This is a genomic window from Fulvivirga kasyanovii, from assembly GCF_009711405.1.
Taxonomy (GTDB): domain Bacteria; phylum Bacteroidota; class Bacteroidia; order Cytophagales; family Cyclobacteriaceae; genus Fulvivirga; species Fulvivirga kasyanovii.
Genome location: NZ_SMLW01000046.1, coordinates 1 through 330 on the forward strand (window position 1 = coordinate 1; position 330 = coordinate 330).

Below are 330 nucleotides of genomic sequence, written 5' to 3' on the forward strand. Positions count from 1 at the left end.
GACCAACGTTACAGGTTCGGGCACAGTTGCTTCCGCTGCTGAGCAGATTACAGGGATTGATCTCAGCGGATTGGGTGACGGTACCGTTACTCTCTCGGTAACGCTGACTGATGCTGTCGGAAATACCGGTAGCCCTGCAACGGATACAGAAACTAAGGAAACTGTACCTCCTACCGGTTACTCAGTGGTTATTGACCAAAGTCCGATAAACAGTAGTAACGAAACTGCAGTTAGCTTTACATTCTCTGGAGCAGAAACAGGAGCTACTTACAACTACACCTTCAGCAGCTCCGGGGGCGGCACTAATGTTACAGGTTCGGGCACAGTTGC

At 50.3% G+C, this 330-nt stretch carries 1 protein-coding gene; it reads left to right on the forward strand.

From position 1 onward, the window contains the following. On the forward strand, window positions 1–330 hold a 330-nt coding region (locus tag E1163_RS30020; protein WP_221417848.1), incomplete at both ends, for a hypothetical protein.